Annotated in this window: 15 protein-coding genes and 3 pseudogenes; 12 read left to right on the forward strand and 6 right to left on the reverse strand. The window is 63.4% G+C overall.

Annotated elements, in window-relative coordinates; all coding sequences use genetic code 11:
* Position 1: 1 nt before the first annotated feature.
* Positions 2 to 448: a GNAT family N-acetyltransferase gene (locus ABMD26_RS11845; protein WP_122743028.1), complete on the reverse strand. Its 447-nt coding sequence runs from the start codon at positions 446 to 448 to the stop codon at positions 2 to 4.
* Between the two features lie 343 nt (positions 449 to 791).
* Between ABMD26_RS11845 and ABMD26_RS11850 the strand changes: the two genes are divergently transcribed.
* Positions 792 to 2003, forward strand: coding sequence for a YeeE/YedE family protein (locus ABMD26_RS11850; RefSeq protein WP_354309690.1), 1212 nt, complete (start codon positions 792 to 794; stop codon positions 2001 to 2003).
* 98 nt (positions 2004 to 2101) lie between these two features.
* Here ABMD26_RS11850 and ABMD26_RS11855 read toward each other — a convergent pair whose 3' ends face one another.
* From ABMD26_RS11855 to ABMD26_RS11865, 3 genes and pseudogenes are all read right to left on the reverse strand, one after another.
* Positions 2102 to 3100: an asparaginase gene (locus tag ABMD26_RS11855; protein ID WP_134722079.1), complete on the reverse strand. Its 999-nt coding sequence runs from the start codon at positions 3098 to 3100 to the stop codon at positions 2102 to 2104.
* A pseudogene (locus ABMD26_RS11860) lies at positions 3097 to 4556 on the reverse strand (alanine/glycine:cation symporter family protein). The gene ABMD26_RS11855 and the pseudogene ABMD26_RS11860 overlap by 4 nt, the downstream one beginning before the upstream one ends.
* Positions 4557 to 4769: 213 nt before the next feature.
* Entirely contained in the window at positions 4770 to 6194 is a 1425-nt protein-coding gene (locus ABMD26_RS11865; RefSeq protein WP_090361541.1) for an aspartate ammonia-lyase, read from the reverse strand.
* 259 nt (positions 6195 to 6453) lie between these two features.
* On the opposite strand from ABMD26_RS11865, the gene ABMD26_RS11870 reads away from it, so the two are divergent.
* From ABMD26_RS11870 to ABMD26_RS11890, 5 genes and pseudogenes are all read left to right on the forward strand, one after another.
* On the forward strand, positions 6454 to 7362 hold the full coding sequence (locus tag ABMD26_RS11870; RefSeq protein ID WP_056844812.1) for a LysR substrate-binding domain-containing protein: 909 nt from the start codon (positions 6454 to 6456) through the stop codon (positions 7360 to 7362).
* 314 nt (positions 7363 to 7676) lie between these two features.
* A pseudogene (gene purE, locus ABMD26_RS11875) lies at positions 7677 to 8169 on the forward strand (5-(carboxyamino)imidazole ribonucleotide mutase).
* An 11-nt stretch (positions 8170 to 8180) separates the two neighbouring features.
* On the forward strand, positions 8181 to 9263 hold the full coding sequence (locus ABMD26_RS11880; protein WP_354309694.1) for a 5-(carboxyamino)imidazole ribonucleotide synthase: 1083 nt from the start codon (positions 8181 to 8183) through the stop codon (positions 9261 to 9263).
* 93 nt (positions 9264 to 9356) lie between these two features.
* Entirely contained in the window at positions 9357 to 9605 is a 249-nt protein-coding gene (locus ABMD26_RS11885) for a GlsB/YeaQ/YmgE family stress response membrane protein (RefSeq protein ID WP_049860394.1), read from the forward strand.
* A 140-nt stretch (positions 9606 to 9745) separates the two neighbouring features.
* The gene (locus ABMD26_RS11890) at positions 9746 to 10279 is read left to right on the forward strand and encodes a DUF3299 domain-containing protein (RefSeq protein ID WP_049860393.1); all 534 of its coding nucleotides are present in this window, start codon (positions 9746 to 9748) and stop codon (positions 10277 to 10279) included.
* A 131-nt stretch (positions 10280 to 10410) separates the two neighbouring features.
* Here the strand turns inward: ABMD26_RS11890 and ABMD26_RS11895 are convergent, their stop codons facing one another.
* On the reverse strand, positions 10411 to 11313 hold the full coding sequence (locus tag ABMD26_RS11895; protein ID WP_354309697.1) for a D-hexose-6-phosphate mutarotase: 903 nt from the start codon (positions 11311 to 11313) through the stop codon (positions 10411 to 10413).
* 51 nt (positions 11314 to 11364) lie between these two features.
* Positions 11365 to 11766 (reverse strand): acyl-CoA thioesterase, encoded by a 402-nt coding sequence (locus ABMD26_RS11900; RefSeq protein WP_043192132.1) that lies wholly within the window; start codon positions 11764 to 11766, stop codon positions 11365 to 11367.
* Positions 11767 to 12091: 325 nt separating this feature from the next.
* On the opposite strand from ABMD26_RS11900, the gene ABMD26_RS11905 reads away from it, so the two are divergent.
* The 6 genes and pseudogenes from ABMD26_RS11905 (at position 12092) to phoU (ending at position 20493) form a co-directional block, all read left to right on the forward strand.
* Positions 12092 to 13381 (forward strand): MFS transporter, encoded by a 1290-nt coding sequence (locus ABMD26_RS11905; protein WP_122743021.1) that lies wholly within the window; start codon positions 12092 to 12094, stop codon positions 13379 to 13381.
* 160 nt (positions 13382 to 13541) lie between these two features.
* Complete coding sequence (locus ABMD26_RS11910; RefSeq protein ID WP_049860390.1) at positions 13542 to 14540, forward strand: phosphate ABC transporter substrate-binding protein PstS family protein; 999 nt, start codon at positions 13542 to 13544, stop codon at positions 14538 to 14540.
* A 461-nt stretch (positions 14541 to 15001) separates the two neighbouring features.
* Positions 15002 to 17035 (forward strand): ABC transporter permease subunit, encoded by a 2034-nt coding sequence (locus ABMD26_RS11915; RefSeq protein WP_177327961.1) that lies wholly within the window; start codon positions 15002 to 15004, stop codon positions 17033 to 17035.
* Positions 17036 to 17051: 16 nt separating this feature from the next.
* Positions 17052 to 18722, forward strand: a complete 1671-nt coding sequence (gene pstA, locus ABMD26_RS11920) for a phosphate ABC transporter permease PstA (protein WP_134722075.1) — start codon at positions 17052 to 17054, stop codon at positions 18720 to 18722.
* 122 nt (positions 18723 to 18844) lie between these two features.
* Positions 18845 to 19679: pseudogene (pstB, locus tag ABMD26_RS11925) on the forward strand (phosphate ABC transporter ATP-binding protein PstB).
* A gap of 55 nt (positions 19680 to 19734) precedes the next feature.
* A complete protein-coding gene (gene phoU / locus ABMD26_RS11930) occupies positions 19735 to 20493 on the forward strand; it encodes a phosphate signaling complex protein PhoU (protein WP_043192144.1) in 759 nt (252 codons plus the stop codon).
* The last annotated feature ends 30 nt before the right edge of the window (positions 20494 to 20523 follow it).

Raw genomic sequence — 20523 nt, forward strand, 5'->3', positions numbered from 1 at the left:
CCTAGAGTGTCTTGCGAAATTGAATGAAGCCGGGTTGTTCGGCGACACGCTGGTACAAGCCGATGGCAGTGCCGTTGGTTTCATGAGTCAACCAGTGCACCTTGACGCACCCGGCGGCCTTGGCGGTGGCGTAGACATATTCGATCAACTGGCGGCCCACGCCTGCGCCGCGAGCCGCATCGTCCACCAGCAGGTCTTGCAGATAGCAGGAATTTTCAATGGTCCAGCACGAGCGGTGATAGATGTAGTGGACCATACCGACCGCCACGCCGTCGCGCCAGGCGAGCGCGGCGTTGATGGGTTCGGCCTCGTCTAGCATGCGCTGCCAGGTGACCTGGGTCACGGCTTCGGGGATGTCGGTCTTGTAGAAACGCTGATAGGCCTGCCAGAGGCTCAGCCAGGTGGAATAGTCGGCAGCAGTGACAGGACGAATTGCAAGGTCGGACATGCTCGGGCTCCGGTGGTGGATGACTGCCATCTTGGCAGTTCGTCGTGTTGAACGCATCCATGTGCCCGTTCGGAAATTATCCACACAGGTATCCACAGGGTTATACCCCTGTTTATGCACAGCCTTATCCACAGATGAATCCAGTCATCTGGTTTTACATACAGTAAAATGGCTTGCGGTACGATCATTGGCTAGTTTCTGACCGGCCCCCATGAAGAACGTTGCAGTAAAGTTGTTCACAAAAGGGTAAGTGCGGCAGCGGTCGGTTTCGGCCAAGGCCTGCCGGCACGGCGGTGTATTAGCTTTTATACTGGCCGATTGTTTTTCCTATCTGGACGCTTCCATGAGCTCGACTGTTTCTGTTGCCCCACGACGCGCCATGGGCGCGCCGTTGGTGGCGGTATCGCTGCTGGTGCTCGGCGCGGTGTTTCTCGCGGCCGTGGTGGGTACTCGGCAAGTGCTGTTGTGGGTGGTCGGGGCCGCCCTGGGTCTGACGCTTTATCACGCGGCGTTCGGTTTCACCTCGGCCTGGCGGGTGTTCATCCGTGATCGCAGGGGAGCAGGGCTGCGAGCACAGATGGTCATGCTCGCAGTGGCCGTGTTGCTGTTCTTCCCGGCACTGGGCGCAGGTAGCCTGTTCGGCCAGACGGTGGTGGGGCTGGTAGCGCCTGCCGGACTATCGGTGGTCTTCGGCGCCTTCATTTTCGGCATCGGCATGCAGCTGGGTGGCGGGTGCGCGTCGGGCACGCTGTTCACCGTCGGTGGCGGCAACGCACGCATGCTGGTGACGCTGCTGTTCTTCATCTGCGGCTCGCTGATCGCCACGCACCATGTGGATTGGTGGTTCGCCCTGCCATCGCTGCCGGCGATTTCGATCGTCAAGAGCCTGGGCGTCATGCCGGCGCTGGTGTTGAGCCTGGGTATGTTCGCGGTGATCGCGCTGGTCACGGTACGTCTGGAGCGGCGTCGACATGGGGATCTGGAAACGCCCGAGACCAGCGCAAAGCCCGGTTCGAACAGGTTCATCCGCGGGCCGTGGCCGCTGGTGTGGGGGGCGGTGGCGCTGGCGTTGCTGAACTTCGCGACACTGGCGTTGGCCGGGCGTCCATGGGGCATCACCTCGGCATTTGCCTTGTGGGGCGCAAAAGTGGCCAGCGGGCTGGGGGTCGACGTGGGCAATTGGGCGTTCTGGCAGGCCGCGGCCAATGCCAAGGCGCTGGCCGCGCCGGTGTGGGAGGACATCACCAGTGTCATGGACATCGGAATCGTGTTGGGTGCATTGCTGGCGGCAGGCCTGGCAGGTCATTTCGCACCGAGCCTGAAGATCCCGCGCAGGTCACTGGTGGCTGCCGTGATCGGCGGGTTGCTGCTGGGCTATGGATCGCGTCTGGCCTATGGCTGCAACATCGGCGCGTACTTCAGCGGTATCGCATCCGGGAGCCTGCACGGCTGGCTATGGCTGGTTGCCGCGTTCATCGGCAACAGCGTTGGCGTTCGCTTGCGGCCGTGGTTCTTCCCCGGCGAAGCGCGGGTGGAAAGGCTGACTGGCTGCTGAGTGACAGCAGCACCGCAGCACGTCCTTCGCAGCCAATGACCGCTCCTACGGGATCGTAGGAGCGGTCATTGGCTGCGAAGGACATGCTTGGGATTCGATCAGGCGAGTTCGCCGCACAGGTCGAGCTCCATCAGGCGACGGACCTCTGCCACGGGCAGACCGGCACCGAGCAGGGCGTGCAGCTTGCCCAGGGCCGTCTCGCGGGTCATGCCGCCGCCGGAGAGCACGCCTGCATCGCGCAGACGGCTACCGGCTTCATACACGTCCAGTTCGACCCCGCCTTCCTGGCATTGGGTCAGCGCCACCACCACGATGCCGCGCTCGTGGGCCGCTCGCAGCGTGTCCAGGAACGACGCATTGTCGGACGGCCCGGTGCCGCTGCCATAGCATTCGAGCAGCAAGGCCTGGACCCCACTGTCCAGAACGGCCTGCAACAGCGGCGCGCCCAGACCGGGATACAGCGGCACCACGCCGATGTTGGCTGGCTGGCGTGGCTGGCGGTAATCCAGCGCCTCGGGTAACGACGCAGCCCTGGCTGCGCCACCGGTGCGGCGCAGAGCGGCAAACGGATTGCGCCCCGAGCTGCGCACCTTCGCGCAGCGCGTCGGCGGCAGCAATGCGCCGTGGAAATGCAGATGAACACCCGCCTCCAGGCCGCGGGCGAGGTCACCCAGGGCGCCGTTGACGTTCTCCCACGCATCGCTGTTCGCAACCCCGGCCGGCAGCATGGACCCGGTGAACAGCACCGGTGCCTTGAGCCCCAGCAGCTGGAAACTCATCGCTGCCGCGCTGTACGCCAATGTGTCGGTGCCATGCAGAATCAGTACGGCATCGCAACCCTGTTCATCCACCGCTTGCACCACGGCCTGGCGCAGACGCTGCCAGTAGGCCGGCGTCATGTTGGCGCTGTCGATCAGCGGCAGCAGCTCTTCGAAGCTCCATTTCGGCACCACCAGATCAGGCTGGGCGCCAAGCTGTTCACGCATGCGCGCCTCGAAGCCCGAAGCCGGAGCCAGGCCATTGGCGCTGGCCTGCATGCCGATGGTCCCGCCGGTGTACAGCACCCGTACGTGACGGGCAGGGGATGCGATGCTCATGCCGATGGCTCCTTAACGCTGGACGGGCTGGGCGGCCTGGGCCTTCTCGCTGGCGGCCGAAGGATTCGGCACCGGCCAGGCCTTGGGGTCCAGGTCGAGATCAGCGAACTGCCGGGCATCGAACACCGGTACCTTGATCCCGGCACTGCGCTGCGCATCGTAGTCGCGCAACAGGCGCAGACCGATCTTGAACAGCATCGCCAGGGCGATCAGGTTGACGAAGGCCAGCAGGGTCATGGTGATGTCGGCGAAGGCAAACACCGTCTCCAGGTTTTCGATGGCGCCCCAGAAGATCAGCAACAGCACGATCGCGCGGTACACCAGCACGGCCTTGCGGTTGTCGCCAATGAGGAAGCGCAGGCTGTTCTCACCCAGATAGTAGTTGTAGAGGATCGAGGTGAACACGAACAGCGACAAGGCGACACTGATGAACACCCGGCCCCATTCACCCACCACGTTGGCCAGCGAATTTCTGGGTCAGGGCAATGCCATCGCCTTCGAAGCCCGGCGTGTAGAAACCCGACAGCAGGATTACCAGTGCGGTACAGGTGCAGATCACGAAGGTGTCAAGGAAGACGCTGAACGCCTGCACCACGCCCTGGGCAACCGGATGCTCGACCTGCGCCACCGCGGCCACGTTGGGCGCACTGCCCAGGCCCGCTTCGTTGGCGAACACGCCGCGTTTCACACCCATGACGATGGCGCTGCCGAGCAGGCCGCCGAACACCGGGTCCAGGCCGAAGGCGCTGCGCACGATGGTGGCGAGCATTTCCGGCACCTGGTCGAACTGCAGCACGATGACGTACAGGCTGACGGCGATGTAGGCCAGGGTCTTGACCGGCACCAGCAGGTCGGCGACCGCCGCGATCCGCTTGATCCCGCCGAAGAACACCAGCCCCAGCAAGGCAGCCAGGCCCACGCCGGTCCAGGTGGTGGACAGGCCGAAGGCATCGTTCAGCGAGCTGGTGACCGCGTGCGATTGCAGGCCGTTGAAGGCGAAACCGAAGGTCACCAGCAGCAATACCGCCATGACCATGCCCAGCCAGCGCTTGCCCAGGCCATGCTGGATGTAGAACGAAGGCCCGCCACGGTACTGACCGTCGGGGTCGCAGCGCTTGTAGGCCTGCGCCAGGGTACATTCGAAGAAGCTGCTGGCCATGCCCACCAAGGCGGTGACCCACATCCAGAACACCGCGCCCGGGCCACCCAGGGTCACGGCAATGCCGACACCTGCGATGTTACCGGCGCCGACTCGACCGGCCAGGCTGAGCATCAGCGCCTGGAACGAGCTGAGCTGGTCTGAACTGTTGCGCAGGCTGTCGCGGAACACACTGAACATGTGCAGGAAGTGGCGCAATTGGACGAAGCGCGAGCGCACGGTGAAATAGCCACCGAGGCCGACGATAAGCACGATCAGGACTTTTCCCGAGAGGAAGTCGTTGATGACTTCAAGCATGGGGGTTACCTCGTCAAGTTCAAAAGGGCGGCACTATACCCATAGGTGCAAGGCCGCGCAGCTTTTTGGTGCATAGGACTGGGCATATTCATCTTGTGGGATGTCTGACCCAGGGCGTTACAGCGGCACAAAAAAAGGGCTCCGAAATTGCTCTCGGAGCCCTCAAAAGGTGAGAGGTGTCTAGTCCCTCGACCTGGTGAGCGTACGGCCGGCTCAGGCCTTCAGGGGCACGAGGCGCGGCGCGATCATGTTTTCCGGGCGCAGGATGTCGGCCAGCATGGTGTCGTCCAGCAGGCCTTCCTCACGCACCAGCTCCAGCACACCGCGGCCTGTCTGCAGGGCGACGCGGGCGATGCGGGTGGCGTTTTCGTAACCGATGTAGGGGTTCAGCGCCGTGACCAGGCCGATGGAGTGTTCCACCAGCTCGCGGCAGCGCTGTTCGTTGGCCGTGATGCCGACGATGCAGTGTTCGCGCAGCATGTCCATGGCCCGCTGCAGCAGGCGGATGGAGTCGAAGATCTTGTAGGCGATCAGCGGTTCCATGACGTTGAGCTGCAACTGACCGCCCTCGGCGGCGATGGTCAGGGCCAGGTCGTTGCCCATGATCTCGAAGGCGCACATGTTGACGGCCTCGGGAATCACCGGATTGACCTTGCCGGGCATGATCGAGCTGCCTGGCTGGCGCGCCGGCAGGTTGATTTCGTTGATGCCGGTGCGTGGGCCGCTGGACAGCAGGCGCAGGTCGTTGCAGATCTTCGACAGTTTCACCGCAGTGCGCTTGAGCATGCCGGAGAACAACACGAAGGCGCCCATGTCTGAGGTCGCTTCGATCAGGTCGGCGGCAGGCACCAGCGGCTGGCCGCTGATGGTGGCCAGGCGCGATACGGCCAGGGCCTGATAACCCGGGTCGGCGTTGATGCCGGTACCGATGGCGGTGCCGCCCAGGTTCACTTCGGTCAACAGTTCCGGCGCCAGGCTGCGCAGGCGATTGAGGTCTTCGGTCAGCGTGGTGGCGAAGGCCTTGAATTCCTGGCCCAGGGTCATGGGCACGGCGTCCTGCAGCTGGGTGCGGCCCATCTTCAGGACGTGGGCGAATTCCACGCCCTTGGCGGCGAACGCCTGGATGAGGCTGTCGAGGCTCGCCAGCAGGGCGTCGTGGCCCAGCAGCAAGCCCAGGCGAATGGCGGTCGGGTAGGCGTCGTTGGTCGACTGCGCCATGTTCACGTCGTTGTTGGGGTGCAGGTACTGGTACTCGCCTTTCTGATGGCCCATGGCTTCCAAGGCGATGTTGGCGATCACCTCGTTGGCATTCATGTTGGTGGACGTACCGGCGCCACCCTGGATCATGTCGACCACGAACTGATCGTGGAAATCGCCGCGCACCAGACGGGCGCACGCTTCACTGATTGCCGCATGCTTGGCGCTGTTGAGATGACCCAGCTGGTGGTTGGCATCGGCCGCCGCCTGCTTGACCATGGCCAGGGCTACGACGAGCTTTGGGTAGTGCGACAACGGCACGCCGGAGAGGCGGAAATTGTGCACGGCACGCAGCGTTTGAATGCCGTAGTAGGCTTCAGCCGGGACTTCGAGAACGCCGAGCAGGTCTTTTTCAGTGCGCAGTGATGCAGCGGAGGACATGATAGAGAAAGTCTCTGTAGGGGCCCGGTAACCACCGGAATGCTGGCAATCCTAGGCCTGCAGAGAATTTCCGGCTAATGCTGATGCTTGCTGGGGTATGCATAATCGGCATAATGGCTAATGTGACGTGCCAGGGCGATCCGGCGTATTCAGGTGATCCCGGTGTTGTCCGCTGACGCGGCTTGCGCCGCTGCTACAAGGGATCGCATGGGCGCGTCAGGCCGTTGCACGCGGGTGAATCCATGAAACGAGAACCGACATGAACCTGGAAAGCAAATGGCTGGAAGACTTCAGCGCCCTGGCGGCTACCCGCAGCTTTTCGCAGGCGGCCGAGCGCCGCTTCGTTACCCAGCCAGCGTTCAGCCGCCGCATCCGCAGCCTGGAGGCGGCGCTGGGCCTGACCCTGGTGAACCGGTCGCGCACGCCGATCGAGTTGACCGAGGCCGGTCAGCTTTTTCTGGTCACGGCACGCACGGTGGTCGATCAACTGGGTGAGGTACTGCGTCACCTGCATCACCTGGAAGGCGGGCAGGGCGAAGTGATGCAGGTGGCCGCAGCGCATTCGCTGGCCTTGGGTTTCTTTCCCGGCTGGATCGCCAAGCTGCGCAACGAAGGTCTGCCCATCGCTACACGCCTGATTGCCACCAACGTCGGTGATGCGGTGCATGCGCTGCGCGAGGGCGGCTGCGATCTGATGCTGGCCTTCTACGATCCCGATTCGGCCATGCAGATGGACCCGGAGATATTTCCTTCGCTGCACCTGGGCACCACCGAGATGCTGCCCATCTGCGCCAGCGACGCCCAGGGCCAACCGTTGTTCGACCTGGAAGGCGAGGGCAGCATCCCGCTGCTGGCCTACACCGCGGGGGCGTTTCTTGGGCGTTCGGTGAATCTGCTGCTGCGCCAGCGCAGCCTGCGCTACACCACGGTGTACGAGACCGCCATGGCCGACAGCCTGAAAAGCATGGCCCTGGAGGGGCTGGGGATCGCCTGGGTGCCACGCCTGAGCGTGCGCGCCGAGCTGGCTCGCGGCGAGCTGGTGGTGTGTGGCGGGCCACAGTGGCACGTGCCGCTGGAGATCCGCGCGTATCGCTGCGCGCTGGTGCGCAAGGCCAATGTCCGACTGCTGTGGAAGCGGTTGGAGGGTGCGGCGGCGGGCAGTGCCTGACTCGAGTCGGCGGTGCTGCCTTCGCGGCCACTGGCCGCTCCTACGAAAAGCCATCGCGATTCCTGTAGGAGCGGCCTGTGGCCGCGAAGCATTCACCGCCGATTTCACTGACCTCAAAGTCAATAAAATCGTGCTCCGCAGCCAGTTGACGACCGGTCAAGATGGCTGCAATAAATCTTCATTCTTACGGTATACTGCGCGGCCTTCGGCCGGTCTGCTCCGGCCATTATTCGTATAACAAGCCACGCCGGTCTTCCTGCGTGGCTTGTTGTTTTTTGACGCGCCCGCGGGCGCCCAAGAGAAGAGGCTCGACGATGAGTGCATTGGTTGGCGTGATCATGGGCTCCAAGTCCGATTGGTCCACCCTTAGCCACACCGCCGATATGCTGGAAAAGCTCGGTATTCCCTTCGAGGTCAAGGTGGTTTCCGCCCACCGCACCCCGGACCTGCTGTTCCAGTATGCCGACGAGGCCGAAGGCCGCGGTATCGAGGTGATCATCGCCGGCGCCGGTGGCGCGGCGCATCTGCCTGGCATGTGCGCGGCCAAGACGCACCTGCCGGTGCTGGGCGTGCCGGTGCAGTCGTCCATGCTCTCGGGCGTCGACTCGCTGCTGTCCATCGTGCAGATGCCAGCCGGCATTCCGGTGGCGACACTGGCCATCGGCAAGGCCGGGGCGATCAACGCCGCGCTGCTGTCGGCCAGCATCCCTGGGCGCCAAGCACCCGCAGTTCCACGCTGCGCTGAAAACGTTCCGCGCCGAGCAGACAGACAACGTTCTGGACAATCCCGACCCGCGTCAGGCCTGAGGTTCTTTGATATGAAGATCGGTGTAATCGGTGGCGGCCAGCTGGGCCGCATGCTGGCCCTGGCCGGCACCCCCCTGGGGATGAATTTCGCTTTCCTGGACCCGGCCCCCGATGCCTGTGCCGCGCCTCTGGGCGAGCACCTGCGGGCCGACTACGGCGACCAGGATCATCTGCGCCAGTTGGCGGACGAGGTCGACCTGGTCACCTTCGAGTTCGAAAGCGTGCCCGCCGAGACGGTGGCCTTCCTGTCGCAGTTCGTCCCGGTGTACCCCAGTGCCGACGCGCTGCGCATCGCGCGCGATCGCTGGTTCGAGAAGAGCATGTTCAAGGACCTGGGCGTTCCCACGCCGACGTTCGCCGACATCCAGTCCCAGGCCGATCTCGACGCTGCGGTGGCCAGCATCGGCCTGCCTGCCGTCCTCAAGACCCGCACCCTGGGCTATGACGGCAAGGGCCAGAAGGTTCTGCGCAGCGCTGCCGACGTGGCGGGCACCTTCGCCGAACTGGGCAGCGTGCCGTGCCTGCTCGAAGGCTTCGTGCCCTTCACCGGCGAAGTGTCGCTGATCGCCGTGCGTGCCCGTGATGGCGAGACCCGCTTCTACCCCTTGGTGCACAACACCCACGAGACCGGCATCCTGCGCCTGTCGGTGGCCAGCACCGCGCACCCGCTGCAGGGTCTGGCCGAAGACTATGCCGGCCGGGTGCTGGAAAAGCTCGACTACGTCGGCGTGCTGGCATTCGAATTCTTCGAAGTGGACGGCGGCCTCAAGGCCAACGAAATCGCGCCACGGGTGCACAACTCCGGGCACTGGACCATCGAAGGCGCCGAGTGCAGCCAGTTCGAGAACCACCTGCGGGCCGTGGCCGGTCTGCCGCTGGGCTCGACTGCCAAGGTCGGCGAGAGCGCCATGCTCAACTTCATCGGTGAGGTCCCGGCGGTAGCGCAGGTAGCGGCCATCGACGATTGCCATCTGCACCATTATGGCAAGGCGTTCAAGGTTGGCCGCAAGGTGGGTCATGCCACCGTGCGCAGTGCCGATCGCGCCACGTTGCGGCGCCAGATCGCCGAAGTGCAGGCCCTGATCGCGGGTTGAGGAACCATTGCCGACCCGCAACCCTCTGATGGCTGTACGCCAAGGCCGCTATCGAGCCCTGGCATCAAGCCTGTTCATATCAGAGGGAACATCATGGGAATCATCGGGACTATCTTCATCGGCTTGATCGTTGGTCTGCTGGCTCGTTTTCTGAAGCCTGGCGATGACAGCATGGGTTGGATCATGACCATTCTGCTGGGTATCGCCGGCTCCCTGGCCGCGACCTACGGTGGTCAGGCCCTGGGTATCTACCAGGCTGGCGAAGGTGCCGGTTTCCTCGGCGCCCTGGTCGGTGCGATCATCCTGCTGGTGATCTACGGCATGATCAGCAAGAAGCGCTGATCCACTGCGTTCGATGCCTGTGGCGACGCCACGGGTATCACGCCGCGGGTATTGCAGCCCCCCTCGAGTTCGCCTCGATGGGGGCTGCGTCGTATCCGGGCTGTGGGTAGAATGGCCGACCTTCCATTCTGGGCCCTGCCATGCGCCGATTTCTCCTGCTCTGCCTCGTATTCGCTGCAGCCACTGCGCACGCTGAATTGCCGGAAACCGACTGGCTGCAACTGATGCCCAAGGCCGATCAGGAGGCGTTGGAGCGGATGCCCGAAATCGACCACGACTCGCCCGAGGCGCAGGGCACCTTCACCGAAAAGGGCGGGATGAAGCAGGCCAAGGGTCTGCCCGCCGTGATGTATTCCACCAAGACGGTGGCGGCCATGAACGGCAAGGACATCCGCATCGGCGGCTACCCCGTTCCGCTGGAAAGCGATGCCAAGGGCAACAGCACGCTGTTCTTCCTGGTGCCGTATCCGGGCGCCTGCATCCACGTGCCGCCACCGCCGCCGAACCAGCTGATTCTGGTGCGCTACCCCAAGGGCTTGAAACTGGCCGATATCTACACGCCGTTGTGGGTGACGGGCAAGGTCAAGGTGGAGAAGGTCAGCAATGACCTGGCCGATGCGGCCTATGCGCTGGATGCGCAGAAGGTGAGGGTGGTGAAGGAGTCGGATTTGTGAGTTTGTGAGTTTGTGAGGTTATGAAGTTGCAGGTCTGGCCTCTTCGCGGGTAGAACCCGCTCCCACAGGTCAACGTGATTACCTGTGGGAGCGGGTTCTACCCGCGAAGAGGCCAGACCTGCCTGCAAAGATCAAAGCTGTGAAGCAGTAAACCTCACACCCATGGCACAGGCCGCGCCTGGCGCCAGTGTGACCATGTCGTCCCAGACGTTCGCCGTCTCGATGCACAGCATGCCCTGCCAGCCGTCGTCGGCCATGTCCGGCAAGGCTGCGGCCCGTGCGGTCCATGGGTTCCACACCACTGCACTGCGCGAGCCGGTGGAGGCGAGGGTTACCCGACGCTGCCAGCCCGGGTCGACGAAGCTCAGCTGCGCCGGAGTGTTCAGGTAGATCCGGTCGGTCTCGCCGGCAAACCCGAGCACGCCGGCCTGCTGGCGAGGCTGCCAGTCGTCCAGGGTTTCGATGTAGGTCAGGCCGCCCAGGCACTCGACTGTGGCCTGGCGCACGTCGCTGACGGCGAAGTAACTGTGCAGCGCCTGACTCAGGGTCACGGGATGGTCGTCCAGATTGCGGCTGTGCAAGGTGATCTCCAGGGTCTCCCCGAGCACCACGCACAGCTTGACCTCGACCTTGTGCGGCCATCCCGGCAGTTCGCCGCGAGCGGCCTGCGGTACGCTCAATTCGACCTTGATGCCCGATTCGAGCTGGTCGATGCCCAGCAACTCCCAGTCCACCGTCCGCACCAGGCCGTGAGCGGGCGCTTCGTCGGTGGCGGTACGCATGGCCTGCACCGACTCGGGGTTGCGGGCCAGATTGCCGAACCACGGCCAGCACACCGGCACGCCGGTGCGAACGGCCTTGCCCGATTTGTAGAAGGCAGCGGGGTTGGGCCAGATCAGCGGCTGCTGGCCGTGGCGCTGGTAGCTGATCACCTGGGCGCCTTGCTGCGCGATCAGCAGCTCGGCCTGATCGGTGCTGATGCGCCAGCAATTGAGTTCATCGAGCTTGACCGATTCGACCTGCGGCTCAGACATGTAGAGTTCTCGCTATGGGTTCAAAAAGTCGGGTGACGCGCTGGGGGTTCATCAGCGCCGCGGCGGTACCGCGCGGGTGCGACCGCTGCCGTCGATGGCGACGAACACGAACACGGCCTCGGTGACCTTGCGCCATTCGCTGGACAGCGGATCGTCGCTCCACACCTCGACCATCATCTGGATCGAGCTGCGGCCGATCTCCAGGGTCTGGGTATAGAAGGACAACTGCGCACCGACAGCGACCGGGACCAGGAAGGCCATGCGATCGATGGCCACCGTCGCTACGCGCCCTCCGGCGACCTTGCTGGCCATGGCCGTGCCGGCCAGGTCCATCTGGGCAACCAGCCAGCCGCCGAAAATATCGCCGAAGCCGTTGGTTTCGCGCGGCAGCGCGGTGATCTGCAAGGCCAGGTCGCCTTGGGGAATGGGATCTTCTTGTTCGAGTTCAATCATGCCGGGGGGGCCTCTGACCCGTGACGCTTTATTGGAGTGGCGCATCGATCGTCGCCAATGACAAAAGCCTACACGGCTTTTCTTTCAACTGGCGCACACAGGGTACCTCTGCGAAATCGGCTACAACGCTAGCTGCGCTTTCGCACAAAACCCTTCAATAACGCCCAGTATATAGGCGCAGAACCGCTATAACGACCGTTCGCTGTTCAATTACTGCGTTTGCCAATACAGGCCATGTGCTTTTTCTAGCAATTTGCTATCGTGCTTGCACTGCCAAACCCTAAACAGCAACAAAGCTGTGGATTTGTATATAAGAGAACATCAAATGACCGCCGCGCCTTCGAGTATCGCTCCGCCTTCGCGTCCGCTGACCCGCAGTGATTACAAGACACTTTCGTTGTCCGCCCTGGGCGGTGCACTTGAGTTCTATGACTTCATCATCTTCGTATTCTTCGCCGCCGTGGTGGGCAAGTTGTTCTTCCCCGCCGACATGCCCGAATGGCTGCGGCTGATGCAGACCTTCGGCATCTTCGCCGCCGGTTACCTGGCGCGTCCGCTGGGCGGCATCATCATGGCGCACTTCGGCGACCTGCTGGGGCGCAAGAAGATGTTTACCTTGAGCATCTTCATGATGGCCGTGCCGACCCTGATCATGGGTCTGCTGCCGACGTACGCGCAGATCGGCATCTTCGCGCCGATCCTGCTGTTGCTGATGCGCGTGATCCAGGGAGCGGCCATCGGCGGTGAAGTGCCTGGGGCCTGGGTATTCGTTTCCGAGCACGTGCCGGGGCGCAACGTCGGCTATGCCTGCGGCACGCTGACCTGCGGCCTGACCAGCGGGATCCTGCTGGGGTCGCTGATGGCCACGGCCATCAACAGCATCTATACCCCGGCCGAGGTGTCGGATTACGCCTGGCGGATCCCGTTCCTTATCGGCGGTGTATTCGGTCTGGCGTCGGTGTACCTGCGTCGCTGGCTGCATGAGACCCCGGTCTTCGCCGAGCTGCAGCAACGCAAGGCACTGGCCGCCGAAGTGCCGCTGCGCACGGTGCTGCGCGACCATCGCGGAGCGGTGGCCATCTCCATGCTACTGACCTGGTTGCTGTCGGCGGGGATCATCGTGGTCATCCTGATGACCCCGACCATCCTGCAGACCCTCTACGGCTTCACCCCCAAGCAGTCGCTGCAGGCCAACAGCCTGGCGATCGTGTTCCTCAGCCTGGGCTGCATCGGCTCGGGCGCGCTGGCCGACCGCTTCGGCGCCGGCAAGGTGTTCGTGTTCGGCAGCCTTGCCCTGCTGGCCACCTCGTGGACCCTGTTCCACAGCCTGCACGATCACCCCGACTGGCTGTTCCCGCTGTATGCGGTGACGGGCCTGTGCGTGGGCGTGATCGGCGCGGTGCCGTACGTGATGGTCAAGGCCTTCCCGGCCGTGGTGCGGTTCTCCGGCCTGTCGTTCTCGTACAACGTGGCCTATGCCATCTTCGGTGGCCTGACGCCGATGGCGGTTACCCTGCTGATGAAATCCAACCCCATGGGTCCGTCCTACTATGTGGCAGCGATCTGCGTGATCGGCTTCGTGTGCGGGCTTTACCTGATGGCCAAGAAGCGCTGATTCCGACGGCCCCGTTCGCCGGTTCTACCGGCGAAAGGGGTCCCGCCGGGGATGATGGCCATTCATCCTACTGTCACAATCCTTTCATAGAGTGTTCGCACGGCCCACCGATACTGAGCGCCGATTCAACACCCTTTTCTGGATTTGCTAGGAGCAAGGCATGAAACTCACGCGTTTGATGGCCGCCATGACCTTTGTCGCTGCTGGCGTTGCCACGGCCAATGCGGTAGCCGCCGTTGACCCTTCCATCCCTGCCTACGTCAAGACCACCGGCGTGTCGGGCAACCTGTCCAGTGTCGGCTCCGATACCCTGGCCAACCTGATGACCTTGTGGGCCGAGAACTACAAGAAGGAATACCCCAACGTCAACATCCAGATCCAGGCAGCAGGCTCGGCCACCGCGCCCACGGCGCTGATCGAGGGCACCGCCAACCTGGGTCCGATGAGCCGCAAGATGAAGGACACCGAAATGGCGGCCTTCGAACAGAAATACGGCTACAAGCCCACCGCCATTCCCGTGGCCGTCGACGCCCTGGCCGTGTTCGTGCACAAGGACAACCCGATCCAGCACCTGACCATGGAGCAGGTCGACGCCGTGTTCTCGTCCACCCGCCTGTGCGGCGCCAAGGCCGATGTGAAAACCTGGGGCGACCTGGGCGTGACCGGCGACCTGGCCAACAAGCCGGTGCAGCTGTTCGGTCGCAACTCGGTGTCCGGCACCTACGGCTACTTCAAGGAAGAAGCCCTGTGCAAGGGTGACTACAAGCCCAACGTGAACGAACAGCCAGGCTCGGCTTCGGTGGTGCAGTCGATCAGCAGCTCGCTGAACGGCATCGGTTACTCGGGCATCGGCTACAAGACAGCCAGCGTGAAGACCGTGCCGCTGGCCAAGAAGGGCAGCAGCGAGTTCATCGAAGACACCGAAGAGAACGCCCTGAACGGCAAGTACCCGTTGTCGCGCTTCCTCTATGTGTACGTGAACAAGGCGCCGAACAAGCCGCTGGCACCGCTGGAGGCCGAGTTCGTCAAGCTGATGCTGTCCAAGCAGGGCCAGGAAGTCGTGGTCAAGGATGGCTACATTCCCCTGCCCGCCAAGGTCGCTGCCAAGGCACTGGCTGACCTAGGCCTGAAGGAAGGGGCCGACGTCGCCAAGCAGTGAACGACACCCTGACTTCGTAGGAGCGGTCTGTGGCCGCGAAAAGCGCGCCGCCGTGAAACCTGATGTACCGCGGTGACCGTTTCGCGGCCACGGACCGCTCCTACGGGATTAACCTACATCTATTCGCCGACGGCCCTGTGCCGGACGGCGATTTTGTCGCGTCACCTCATTGTCATGTTTCTGTCATACAGGATCGCTAGGGTGTGCGCATGAACGATCTGGCCAATTCCCCGATGACCCCGACTTCTCCACCCAAGCGCATCGATTTCAACACCCCCGAGATGCAACGCAAGCGGCGCATTCGTGCGCTCAAGGACCGCTTCACGCGTTGGTACGTCCTGGTGGGTGGCTTGGCCGTGCTGGCGGCGATCACGCTGATCTTCTTCTTTCTCGCCTATGTAGTCGTGCCGCTGTTCAAGGGCGCCGACCTGACTGTAGAGCCGCCTCTGCATCCGGCCTGGCTGCAGGACGCCGGTAAACCGCTGGTGTACGCGCTCGAAGAGCAGAACGAGGCGGGCATGCGCGTTTCGGAGCAGGGGGTCGCGCTGTTCTTCAACGCCCAGACGGGCGAAGAGCTGTCGCGCACGTCGTTGCCCATTCCAGCCGGCGTGACCGTGACTGCCAGCGCCAAGGACCAGCCCGGTACCCCGTTGGTGGTACTGGGCCTGTCCAACGGCCAGGCCCTGGTGTTTCGCCACACCTACCGGGTGACCTACCCGGGCGGCAACAAGACCATCACGCCGGCGATCGAATACCCCTATGGCGATGCCCCCATCGCGCTCGACCCCCAGGGCCGCGCCCTGGAGCGGGTCAGTCTCAATGCCAGCGACGCCAGCCTGATTCTGGCCGGCTCGACCGGTGACCAGCTCAACGTGCTGCAACTCACACGCGAAGAAAGCATGATGACCGGCGAGGTCACCAACGAGCAGAAGCGCATCGAGCTGCCGCAGATGAATCAGGCGGTGAAGGCGATCTTCATCGACCCGCGTCAGCAGTGGCTGTACGTGATCAACGGACGTGCCCAGGCCGATGTTTTCAGCCTGCGTGACCGCAGCATGAACGGCCGCTACAAGCTCAGCGAAAACGCCGACACCCAGATCACCGCCAGCGCGCAACTGGTCGGTGGCATCTCGCTGATCATCGGCGACTCCAAGGGCGGCCTGGCGCAATGGTTCATGGCTCGCGACGAGGACGGCGAGCCGCGCCTCAAGCAGATCCGTACGTTCCAGATGGGCCACTCGCCGATCGTGCAGATCAGCTCCGAACAGCGTCGCAAGGGCTTTACCGCCCTGGACGCTTCGGGCCAGCTGGGCGTGTTCCACAGCACCGCCCACCGTACGCTGCTGGTCGAGCAAGTGGTCGACGGCCCCGGTATCTACGCCCTGTCGCCACGGGCCAACAGGCTCATGGTCGAAGCCAACGGCGCATTGCAGCCGTTGAGCCTGCACAACCCGCATCCCGAGGTGTCGTGGAGCTCGATGTGGAGCAAGGTCTGGTACGAGAACTACGACAAGCCCGCCTACGTCTGGCAGTCGACGGCGGCCAACACCGATTTCGAGCCCAAGATGAGTCTTGCGCCGTTGACCTTCGGTACCTTGAAGGCCGCGTTCTACGCGATGCTGCTCGCCGCGCCACTGGCCATCGCTGCAGCCATCTACACCGCCTACTTCATGGCTCCGGGCATGCGTCGCAAGGTCAAGCCGGTCATCGAGCTGATGGAAGCCATGCCCACGGTGATCCTCGGCTTCTTCGCCGGCCTGTTCCTGGCACCCTATGTGGAAGGCCATCTGCCGGGTATCTTCAGCCTGCTTCTGCTCACCCCGCTGGGCATCCTGAGTGCAGGCTTTCTGGTCAGCCGCCTGCCCGAATCGATTCGCCTGCGCATTCCGGACGGTTGGGAAAGCGCGATCTTGATCCCGGTGATCCTGCTGGTGGGCTGGTTCGCGCTGTACATGAGCCCGTTCCTGGAAACCTGGTGGTTCGGTGGCGACATGCGCCTGTGGATCAGCAACGACCTGGGCATCACCTACGACCAACGCAACGCGCTGGTAGTGGGCCTGGCCATGGGCTTCGCGGTCATTCCCAACATCTATTCGATTGCCGAGGACGCTGTGTTCAGCGTGCCGCGCGGCTTGACCCTGGGCTCGCTGGCGCTGGGCGCCACGCCGTGGCAGACGCTGACCCGCGTGGTGATCCTGACCGCCAGCCCGGGTATCTTCTCGGCGCTGATGATCGGCATGGGCCGGGCCGTGGGCGAAACCATGATCGTGCTGATGGCCACCGGCAACACGCCGGTCATGGAAATGAACCTGTTCGAAGGCCTGCGCACCCTCGCGGCCAACGTCGCGGTGGAAATGCCCGAGTCGGAAGTGGGCGGCAGTCATTACCGGGTGCTGTTCCTCTCGGCCCTGGTGTTGCTGTTGTTCACCTTCGTCATGAACACCGCGGCCGAGCTGATCCGTCAGCGCCTGCGCAAGAAATATTCATCGCTTTGAGAAAAGGTAGCCGGCTGTGAAGCAGAACTCCCTGAAAGGCTGGTTCAAGAGCGGCTCGCCCGGTGTCTGGATCAGCGGTGGCGCCGTGTCCATCGCGGTCATCATGACGCTGGGCCTGTTGGCCGTGATCGCTGTGCGCGGTCTGGCGCACTTCTGGCCGGCGGACCTGGTCCACGCCAGCTACAACGTGCCGGGAATGGCCAATCATCTGGTCATCGGCGAGATCGTGCAGAGGGAAGAGGTACCGCGCGAACGTCTGAAAAGCGCTGGCCTGCCGGTGCCGGACGACGGCCCCGAGTTCATGACCCGGGAGCTGGTCAAGGTCGGCAACCGCGATATCAACGGCGCCGATTTCACCTGGATCGTCGGTGATTGGCTGACCGAACAGAGCACCCCACCCGAACTGCTGGCGCTGGAACGTCGCGAGTGGGGCAATTTCTACGGTTACCTGGTCAACATCAAGGAGCAGGGCAAGGTCGTGGCCGAGGGCGAGGGTGCCTGGCCGGAGCTGCAAAGCCGCATCTTGCGGGTCAGCGACCTGGCGGACGCGCTGGGCCGACTGGAAAAATCCGACATCGGCAAGGTCAACGCCGGGCTTGAAAGGCTACGTCTGCAAAGCCGTCGCCTGGAACTCGAAGGCCAGCTCAATCCAGCCGCTCAGGCCGACATGGACGCCGAGCGTGCCGAGCTCGATGCGCGCTACAAGGACATCGAAACCCGCCTGGGCGCGCTGCATGCCCAGGTCAACCGCGACAGCATCACGGTGCGCGATGCCAACGGCAAGGAAATCGAGGTCCAGCTGGGCCAGATCGTCCACGCCTATCAGCCCAACGCCATGAGCACGCTGACCAAGCTGGGTTTCTACTTCAACAAGATGTGGGAATTCCTCAGCGACGATCCCCGTGAAGCCAACACCGAAGGCGGGATCTTCCCGGCCATTTTCGGCACGGTGATGATGACCCTGATCATGGCCGTCATCGTCACGCCGTTTGGCGTGCTGGCGGCGGTCTATCTGCGCGAATACGCGAAACAGAATACCGTCACCCGGCTGATTCGCATCGCGGTGAACAACCTGGCCGGTGTGCCGGCCATCGTCTATGGCGTGTTCGGCCTGGGTTTCTTCGTCTATGTGCTGGGCGGCTCGCTCGATCGGCTGTTCTTTCCCGAAGCGTTGCCGGCGCCTACTTTCGGCACACCTGGGCTGCTGTGGGCGTCGCTGACCCTGGCGCTGCTGGCGGTGCCAGTGGTGATCGTGGCCACTGAAGAGGGCCTGGCGCGGATTCCGCGGACCGTGCGCGAAGGCTCCCTGGCGCTGGGTGCGACCAAGGCGGAAACCCTGTGGAAGATCGTCCTGCCCATGGCCAGCCCGGCGATGATGACCGGCATGATCCTGGCGGTGGCCCGTGCCGCCGGCGAGGTGGCCCCGCTGATGCTGGTGGGCGTGGTCAAGCTGGCGCCGTCGCTGCCGCTGGACGGCAACTACCCGTACCTGCACCTGGACCAGAAGATCATGCACCTGGGCTTTCATATCTACGACGTCGGCTTCCAGAGCCCCAACGTCGAGGCGGCGCGACCGCTGGTGTATGCCACCGCATTGTTGCTGGTGCTGGTGATCGCTACGCTGAACCTGTCGGCGGTCTGGATTCGCAACCATTTGCGCGAGAAGTACAAGGCGCTGGACAGTTGAGGGGTGTGTCAGCCAGGTCCTCTTCGCGGGCAGAGCCCGCTCCCACACGCCCGCGAAGAGACCCTCACATCCTTCAGAATATTTCAACTTTGCACCGAATTTGACAGCCTTTGGAGTCTGCCATGCAGCATGAAAACCCATCCCATGGCATCAACCTGTCGGCCCTGGGGCGCGACAAGCAGAGCCTGAACCTGGCCAAGGAGACCGTGGCCATCGAAGTGCCCGGCCTGAGCCTGTTCTACGGCGACAAGCAAGCGCTGTTCGACATCGCCATGAACATCCCCAAACAGCGCGTGACCGCGTTCATCGGTCCTTCGGGCTGCGGCAAGTCGACCCTGCTGCGCACCTTTCAACCGCATGAACGACCTGGTCGACGGCTGCCGCGTGCAGGGCGCGATCAACCTCTATGGCAACGACATCTACCGCAAGGGCGAAGATGTCGCCGAACTGCGCCGCCGCGTCGGCATGGTGTTTCAGAAGCCCAATCCGTTTCCCAAGACCATCTACGAAAACGTGGTCTACGGCCTGCGCATTCAGGGCATCAACAAGAAGCGCATCCTCGACGAAGCGGTCGAATGGGCACTCAGGGGCGCGGCGCTGTGGGACGAGGTCAAGGACCGCCTGCACGAGTCCGCCCTGGGCCTGTCCGGCGGCCAGCAGCAGCGTCTGGTAATCGCCCGCACCATTGCCGTGGAGCCCGAGGTCTTGCTGCTCGACGAGCCCTGCTCGGCACTCGATCCGATCTCCACGCTCAAGGTCGAGGAATTGATCTACGAGCTCAAGTCCAAGTACACCATCGTCATCGTCACCCACAACATGCAGCAGGCGGCACGGGTGTCCGACTACACGGCGTTCATGTACATGGGCAAGCTGGTGGAGTTCGGCGACACCGACACGCTGTTCACCAACCCGGCCAAGAAGCAGACCGAAGACTACATCACCGGTCGCTACGGCTAGGGCTTCGCCGCCGTTGCTGGCATCATCCCGAGCGGACGCACCAAGGATTCGACCCATGATCAGTAAAGAAGGCCTCACCCATCACATCTCGCAGCAGTTCAACGCCGAACTCGAGGAGGTGCGCAGCCACCTGCTGGCCATGGGCGGGCTGGTCGAGAAGCAAGTCAACGACGCGGTCACCGCGCTGATCGAGGCCGACTCCGGCCTGGCCCAGCAGGTGCGCGAGGTCGACGAGCAGATCAACCAGATGGAACGCAACATCGACGAGGAATGCCTGCGCATCCTGGCGCGGCGACAGCCGGCGGCCTCGGACCTGCGGCTGATCATCAGCATTTCCAAATCGGTGATCGACCTGGAGCGCATCGGCGACGAATCCACCAAGATTGCCCGCCGCGCCATTCAGCTGTGCGAGGAGGGCGAGTCGCCGCGTGGCTACGTCGAGGTGCGCCACATCGGCGACCAGGTGCGCATCATGGTGCGCGACGCGCTCGACGCCTTCGCCCGCTTCGACGCCGACCTGGCCCTGTCGGTGGCCCAGTACGACAAGACCATCGATCGCGAGTACAAGACAGCCCTGCGCGAGCTGGTCACCTACATGATGGAAGACCCGCGCTCCATTTCCCGCGTGCTCAACGTGATCTGGGTACTGCGCTCGCTGGAGCGCATCGGCGACCATGCGCGCAACATCTCCGAACTGGTGATTTACCTGGTCCGCGGCACCGATGTACGGCACATGGGCCTCAAGCGCATGAAGCAGGAAGTCGAAGGCACCCTCGACAGCGCTAATGTTCTGGACCAACCTGACGATAAGTAAGAGGGTCCGACACGAACGCCCGGCCTTTGC

This window comes from Pseudomonas sp. PvP001 (assembly GCF_040546375.1).
GTDB lineage: Bacteria > Pseudomonadota > Gammaproteobacteria > Pseudomonadales > Pseudomonadaceae > Aquipseudomonas > Aquipseudomonas coleopterorum.